Annotated in this window: 6 protein-coding genes, 1 rRNA gene and 1 pseudogene; 3 read left to right on the forward strand and 5 right to left on the reverse strand. The window is 42.9% G+C overall.

Annotation, left to right across the window (positions count from 1 at the left end):
- The 4 genes from F947_RS00595 to def form a co-directional block, all read right to left on the reverse strand.
- Positions 1-157 (reverse strand): 16S ribosomal RNA (locus tag F947_RS00595); the annotation flags it as partial.
- Between the two features lie 601 nt (positions 158-758).
- The gene (locus tag F947_RS00600) at positions 759-2,831 is read right to left on the reverse strand and encodes a TonB-dependent copper receptor (RefSeq protein WP_004970111.1); all 2,073 of its coding nucleotides are present in this window, start codon (positions 2,829-2,831) and stop codon (positions 759-761) included.
- Positions 2,832-2,894: 63 nt separating this feature from the next.
- On the reverse strand, positions 2,895-3,329 hold the full coding sequence (locus F947_RS00605) for a DUF2946 family protein (RefSeq protein ID WP_026438527.1): 435 nt from the start codon (positions 3,327-3,329) through the stop codon (positions 2,895-2,897).
- A 115-nt stretch (positions 3,330-3,444) separates the two neighbouring features.
- Complete coding sequence (gene def, locus F947_RS00610) at positions 3,445-3,975, reverse strand: peptide deformylase (protein ID WP_004970115.1); 531 nt, start codon at positions 3,973-3,975, stop codon at positions 3,445-3,447.
- A 121-nt stretch (positions 3,976-4,096) separates the two neighbouring features.
- On the opposite strand from def, the gene F947_RS00615 reads away from it, so the two are divergent.
- The 3 genes from F947_RS00615 to F947_RS00625 are packed head-to-tail and all read left to right on the forward strand — an operon-like array spanning position 4,097 to position 7,113.
- Positions 4,097-5,254 (forward strand): LysM peptidoglycan-binding domain-containing protein, encoded by a 1,158-nt coding sequence (locus F947_RS00615; protein ID WP_004970116.1) that lies wholly within the window; start codon positions 4,097-4,099, stop codon positions 5,252-5,254.
- 17 nt (positions 5,255-5,271) lie between these two features.
- A complete protein-coding gene (dprA, locus tag F947_RS00620) occupies positions 5,272-6,495 on the forward strand; it encodes a DNA-processing protein DprA (RefSeq protein WP_004970117.1) in 1,224 nt (407 codons plus the stop codon).
- A gap of 48 nt (positions 6,496-6,543) precedes the next feature.
- Positions 6,544-7,113 carry an L-threonylcarbamoyladenylate synthase type 1 TsaC gene (locus F947_RS00625; RefSeq protein ID WP_004970120.1) on the forward strand — a complete coding sequence of 190 codons (570 nt, stop codon included), beginning with the start codon at positions 6,544-6,546 and terminating at the stop codon, positions 7,111-7,113.
- Positions 7,114-7,147: 34 nt separating this feature from the next.
- Here the strand turns inward: F947_RS00625 and F947_RS14110 are convergent.
- A pseudogene (locus tag F947_RS14110) lies at positions 7,148-7,237 on the reverse strand (RNA-guided endonuclease TnpB family protein); the annotation flags it as partial.

The raw sequence follows: 7,237 nt of genomic DNA on the forward strand, positions 1-7,237 counted from the left end.
CTTTCGGAATGTTGTCCCCCACTAATAGGCAGATTCCTAAGCATTACTCACCCGTCCGCCGCTAGCTCAGTTACCGAAGCAACCTCGCCCGCTCGACTTGCATGTGTTAAGCCTGCCGCCAGCGTTCAATCTGAGCCATGATCAAACTCTTCAGTTAAAATCATTTTGAAGTTTTAATCTAAACTTCCAAATCTGGCTCATCAATTTTCTGACTTAAATTTCGCTCAAATAAACTTCGAGTAATTTAAACCAATCAATCAATGAAATATTTTTGATCAATCAATCAGTAAAAATCCACACAAGTTGTTCTTCATAATCTCTTAATGATCTTCTCGATGCTTCGTCAGCATCAAGCTAGGTCGGCTATATTACGCTTTATTTCCATAAAGTCAACATGCAATGTTGATTTTATTTTCAAACCCATCTACTCAAAACAAACTCAATTAATCTTAAATCAATCAACCAAGCTATTGTTTTTCAACAAGTTTTTATCAACATCGCCGCCGATGGATGTGCATTATAGGCCAAATATTTTGCCATGCAAGGCTTTTTGTAAAAGAAATATATCGAGTGTTTATTTTATAAACCCCAAAACAGATAAGCCACTGTTTTGTCTCATAAATTTATTTTAATAAAAATCTGTGCAATTCTTCAAAATACAATCACAAGATTTAATCTATTGTTTTATATGAAATTATTCTAATAAAAAAGTAAAAAGCAGAGCCTAAGCCCTGCTTTTGGTTTAAATAAAGTTCAAATTAGAACTTCATACTGATACGCGCCCAATAGTTACGGCCAATATTGTTAAATTGCTCATTCGCAGCAAAACCCAAACCCGCATTACCCATTTTGTTTAGATGCTCGGTATAAGTTTTATCCAGTACGTTATCAATACCCACAGACACATCAACACTTTTATTGAGGTTATAGCTGCCGTTTAAAGACAATACGCCAAAGCCACTGCTTTCTTTCACATCATAGCCCACGATATTACCTTCACGTTCGCTAATACGACTTTGACCATCAACAACACGTAATAATGCACCTAAAGTATATTTATCCTGAACATAGCGCAGGTTTAAACGCCCTTCCAAAGGTGAAATTTGTGGCAACGGCGTATTGTCCGTAGTGTTTTCACCCCACGCATACATGGCACTCACATCAGCCTGTAAAGCATCGGTAAATTGATAAGCAATACCAACTTCTGCACCTGCAATCGTTGCATCCACATTGCGAGTATGCGCCTCTAAAGGATTTTCTTTACTCTGAGGCTTGTTTTCATCTCTCAGTTTGTAATTCGTCAAAATATAATCATTAATTAAACCTGCATAAGCCGATGCCCAAGAGCTGAATGCACCATGTTCATGTTGATAGCCAAAGTCCAATTGAAGGGTTTTTTCAGTATCAATGTGATTAAACGTATTTTTATTTCCGTTACCCGACAGAGGACTAAACAATTCCCAATAATCAGGCATACGCTCTACATAGCCCAAACCGACATAAGTTTTAGCATCATGGTGCGGATGTTGATTTTCCAAACGAATAAAGCCACTTGGCAAAGTTTCTTTACGTTGTTGAGCTGTTTGCACTGCATCAACTTCGACCTGATCAACACGTACACCTGTAACTAATTTATTTTCATCATTGAGTTGATAACTCAATTCACCAAAACCGCCATAAGATTGAAATTCCATATCGGTTGTTACAGGGAAGTTCATTTTCGGCATTGTGGCTGAATACATGCCTTTACCATGTTTATTCTGTTGACTATCAATACCTGTAATAAACTGCAGCTTATCCCACTCATGCGTTACAGCCATCCGTGCATTTAAAGTACGGCGTGTCACATTCATTGCAGATTTAGCTTCCACCCACTCTTTTGTCATGTGATGTTGTGCCATACCTACTTTACGCAGACTATAGTTATCCATCACGTGATCGTTAAAGCTATAGTTCACCTGTGCTTCAATTTTCTTAATCACATCGGTGATATTTTTCTTTTCCACACGTAAACCTAAACTTTCGCGGTCAAATTCAGCACCATCCATTGTACGGCCCGCATAAACCACTTCAGCATCACCACGACCACCTGTCAGTTCTAGCCAAGTGTTTTCATCGGGTGTCCAACCTAAAGCGAGATCAGCATTCCAACGCTCCCAATCCGAAGGAACAGTTGTACCATTACCATCTTTATAGCTATCTGCTACAGAACGGTTGGCGTTTAAACGGATGTATTTATGCTCATCACCCGCAGCCGCTTCAACATTATGATCTAAACGGCCAAATGACCCCATCAAGACACTGGCTTGGCCACGATAGTTTTGACCTTCACCAAATTGCTCAGGCTTACGCTCAAACAATACCGTTGCTGCCGAACCTGTGTTGGCATATTGCACCGTTTGCGGGCCTTTAATGACGGTAATTTCATCAAAACTTTCTGGTGAAATATAAGAGGTTGGTGAATCCATACGACTCGGGCATGCACCTAAGTTTTCAGAACCATCGGTTAAAATTTTAATACGTGAACCAAACATGCCGCGGAAGGTCACATCGCCATTGGTACCCGCACCACTGTTGACAGCACTAAAGCCAACTATGCTTTGCAAATAGTCTGCACCATCTGTGGCTGGAATCGGCTGAATGGGTTGTTTTGGATTAGCACGAACCACCAAACCATTGGCATCATTGCCCTGTTGTGCGGTTGCAACAATAGGCGCAAGACTATGCGTATTCGCAGACAGCATACTTTGATCGGCAAACGCACTTGCTGAATAGCAGGCAACACAAACTGCAGCCGCAATGGGCTGTAATAAAAATTTAGGCTGAGCCATTTTATTTCTCACTTCAAAACATAAATACAGTTAGGGTCAAAGCAGACCCGAAAAACATTGAATTTATGCAAAGTGAGGTGGAGCACGTCCCTGCGGAAGTAAAAAGAGTTGCTGAAGTGCAAACCAAACGTGTTGAAAACGTTTTTGGAAAGCCAAAAGACGTACCTGAATGCGATCAAGCACTTCTTTAAGCTCTAATTCAGGTGGCAAGACCAAGTTGCCATAGACCGTACAATACTGACATTGGTGTGAAGCATCGTGATGATGATGTCCATGCTGTGCAGTCAGTTGTTGATCATCAGCTTGCGATGTAGATGAATGTGCAGCATGCGAAGAATTTGTATGCACGGCGTGGGCTTGTGGCAACAAAAGTGCACGCGTGATGGTTTCACAGACTGGCGCAACTTGATATTGCTCAGGCAGCAAAGGCTGTAAAAAAACAGCAATCTGTAAAAAAACTGCGATAAATGAGAGCAGTAAACCACTACGCAACAACAAAAACATCTATCCTGAATTTGTGTGGCACAAGTATAACAAAGCCCAATCGAAATTGGGCTGATTTTTAGGCTTTGGTCTAAACTTGCGCGTCTAGTCTTCTTGATTGTTCTACGTCTTAACGCTTGACCGCGACTTTTTCTTTCTGACGCTGGCGCACTACTTTTTCGACTTTTTCACGGGCACGCTGACGCTTGAGCGGCGATAAATAATCGACAAATAATTTGCCATTTAAGTGATCCATTTCATGTTGGATACAAACAGCGAGAAGTTCATCCGCTTCTAGCGCAAAGGATTGGCCCTCAAGGTTAATCGCTTCAATTTTTACACGTGACGGACGCTCAACTTTGTCGTATATTTGAGGCACTGACAAACACCCTTCTTCATACGGTTGGGTCTCTTCAGTCAATGCCGTAACTTTGGGGTTAATGAAGACCATGGGTTGATCTTTATTTTCAGATAAATCCATGACAATGAGCTGAATATGATGATCGACCTGTGTGGCTGCCAGACCAATTCCTGGTGCGGCATACATCGTTTCAAACATATCTGCAGCCAGCTGACGAATTTCGTCGGTGACTTCTTCGACGGGTTTGGCAATGGTACGCAAACGGGGATCCGGGAAACTTAAAATAGGTAATAAGGCCATAGGACGTCCTCACTGATATGCCATTGATCAAAAAACCGAATGAAGGAATGCTTCATCAAAAAAATGTGTGTAAGATCGTTATTATAACGCAACTACATACATAATTTTAGGAATTATGATAATGAAAAAGGTTTTGACAGACACATCCTCTTTTCGTGTCTTGGGGTTTAAAAAGCAAGTTTTAGCACTCGCGGTATGTCTCATAGTGGGACTTGGTGCGATCAGTGTGGCTGAAGCAGCACCTGCACGAAACATCAATCCGCCTGCCTTAAAAGCCAGCGCACCAAATGTGTATGTGGTAAAAAAAGGCGATACCTTATGGGATATTTCCAAAAAATTCCTGAACAACCCATTACGTTGGCCTGAAATTTGGGCAAGTAACCGTCACGTAAAAAATCCACACTGGATTTTCCCAGGTGACCGTTTGTTGATGTGTACCTACGAAGGTCGCCCTATTATTGGTAAAGATGAAGGCGATGGCTGTGAAGGCATTATTCGTCGTTATGCAGGCAAGAGCACCAATTTACAGCCGCAAATTCGCGTGGAGTCTTTAAATAATACCATTCCTGTGATTCCACTTGACTACATCAAACACTGGTTAGAGCGCAGCAGCATTATTGCCGCAGATGCGTTACAAGGCACACCATATATTTTAGGTACTTCTGATCAACGTGTTTTAGCTGCTAAAGGTCAAAGTGTGTATGCACGTGGTGCAGGTCTGGAAGTAGGTCAACGCTACGGTGTATATCGTGAAGGCGAACCGTACATGCTGACCGATGCCAATGGTCAAAAATTCAATGCAGGCATTGAACTCACTCAAGTTGCTGCAGGTATTGCAGTACGTGGTGAAAATGACATCACCACACTTGAATTGACCGATACCTACAATGCCGAAGTGCGTCGTGGTGATCGCGTCTTACCAATTTATGACCCAATGCTGCCAACCTTGTTCTACCCAACGCATGCTGAAAATGTCAGCACAGGTGGTCAGGTGCTACGTGTGATGGGTTCGATTGGTACTGCAGCAAAACACAGTGTTGTGGCAATTGATCGCGGTACATTACATGGCGTGCAATCTGGTCATGTGTTTAGCGTAGCGCAAAAAGGCGAAGTGGTCACCGACCCGAAAACCAAAGAACGTGTTCAGCTTCCAGGCGAACGTATTGGCAATATCATGGTCTTCAAGAGCTTTGACCACATTAGCTATGCCTATGTTTTAGACAGTGAATTACCAATTAAAGTCGGTGCGAGCTTACAAGCACCACGAATGGACGACTAAAACGGTTTAAGATGGTGATGTTGAATTCATTCAGCCCACAGCAAATCAACTACATTTTGTTGTGGTATTTGGTTCAACATTCACTGTCTAGTTTTTCCAAACTCGTACAACATTATGGTTCCGTGGCTGCCGCAGTGCAGCCCGAACACCTCCTCACATGGTCAGATGTGCGCATTCATGCCAACCATCTACAACGCGCCAAAGAATATCTCAGCCCAACAGGGCAACTCGCCTTTGAACAATGTCTGAATCAACTGCAACAGCAGTGCGATTTTATTCTAACTTTGGACGATGCGGACTATCCCAATCAGTTACGACCCTATTCCAACAAGCCACCCATTTTATTTGGGCAAGGCAATGCACAGGCTTTGTTGCAAGCGCAAATTGCGATTGTCGGCAGTCGCAAAGCCAGCCCGCATGGTCGGCAAGTGGCTTATGATTTTGCTTATTATTTAAGTGAACAAGGGTTCTTTATCAATAGTGGTTTGGCACAAGGTATTGATGAAGCCGCACATCAAGGTGCTTTGCAACATCAACGTACCATTGCAGTCATGGGCACAGGTTTGGACAGCACTTATCCAAGTGCACATCACAGCCTGCGCCAAAAAATTGTAGAATCTGGTGGTGCCGTGATTACGGAGTTTTTACCACAGACTAAGCCCTTACAGCAACATTTTCCACGACGTAACCGTATTGTCAGTGGACTAAGTTTAGGCGTGATTGTTGCTGAAGCCAGTTTAAATAGTGGCTCGCTGATTACCGCGAAACTGGCAGCAGAGCAAGGCAAATTAATTTTTGCCATTCCAGGACATATTTACAGTGAATTTCATCAAGGTTGCCACCAATTGATTCGTGAAGGTGCAATTTTAGTGGATCATCCTGAACAAGTGATTGAAGATTTAGCCCTACCCACCCAATGGCAATATCAACAAAACCAAATAGCATCAAGCCAAAATCAGACTACAGCAGCTTCAACAAAAGCAAAATTATCTACACCACCGACTGAAGCAATACTTCAAACCACCACAACAAAAACAGCAGATACAAGTACACCGCATATTCCCGAGCATTTATTGGCACTGTATCAACAACTGGATTGGGTCGGACAAAGCATCGATCACTTGGCACAGCAACTGAATTTAGATATTGCCACACTCACCAGCGCATTAATGGAACTGGAACTCATGGGCTTCTGTTTACAACAATCAGGTTTATATCTGCGTTGTCGTCCACTCAAATAAGGTTCACAATAAGCGCCTATTTCACGTTTCTGTTTAGGTAAAACTCCCATGATTACAACTTCTGTCACCGAAGCCGCTGCATGTCTACAACAAGGACAGGTACTGGCCTATCCTACAGAGGCGGTTTGGGGATTGGGATGTGATCCATATAATCAACAGGCATTTTTGGAAATTTTGCGTCTGAAACAGCGTCCGATTGAAAAAGGTGTGATTTTACTGGCAGGACATCTGTCACAAGTAGAGCATTTGCTGCAGGATTTAAACCCCGAAATGCGAGATCGCGTAATTGCGTCATGGACGAATACTTATCCCACAGATCGAGCAACCACCTGGCTATTACCCAGCACAGCCGCAATTCCAGAGTGGATTACAGGTCAACACCCCAAAGTAGCGGTGCGCGTAACCAATCATCCTTTATGTATGGCGTTATGCCATGCCTTTGATGGCTTTATTGTATCGACCAGTGCCAATCCTGCGGGACTTGCCCCTGCACGCTCTTTGCAAGAGACAACGCAATATTTCCATCAACAATTGCACTACTTAAATGGTGATTTGGGTTTAAGCCAGCAACCTAGCCGTATTTTAGATGCAGAGAGTGGGGCAGTGATTCGCGCCTAGCTTTAGACAAATTTTAGTTGACATCCTCCCCGACCTAAAGGACGGAGATTCCTACTGCTAGACGCTCATGCCCGAGCGCAAGAATATTCAGTGCGGAATTTACATCCCGATCATGGAGCGTACC

This window comes from Acinetobacter towneri DSM 14962 = CIP 107472 (assembly GCF_000368785.1).
Taxonomy (GTDB): Bacteria; Pseudomonadota; Gammaproteobacteria; order Pseudomonadales; family Moraxellaceae; genus Acinetobacter; species Acinetobacter towneri.

What these genes read in the sequence shown, in the direction of transcription:
- F947_RS00600 (WP_004970111.1), bottom strand. Translation starts at nt 2,831, where the DNA reads ATGGCTCAGCCTAAATTTTTATTACAGCCCATTGCGGCTGCAGTTTGT.
- F947_RS00615 (WP_004970116.1), top strand. Translation starts at nt 4,097, where the DNA reads ATGAAAAAGGTTTTGACAGACACATCCTCTTTTCGTGTCTTGGGGTTT.
- F947_RS00625 (WP_004970120.1), top strand. Translation starts at nt 6,544, where the DNA reads ATGATTACAACTTCTGTCACCGAAGCCGCTGCATGTCTACAACAAGGA.
- def (WP_004970115.1), bottom strand. Translation starts at nt 3,975, where the DNA reads ATGGCCTTATTACCTATTTTAAGTTTCCCGGATCCCCGTTTGCGTACC.
- dprA (WP_004970117.1), top strand. Translation starts at nt 5,272, where the DNA reads ATGTTGAATTCATTCAGCCCACAGCAAATCAACTACATTTTGTTGTGG.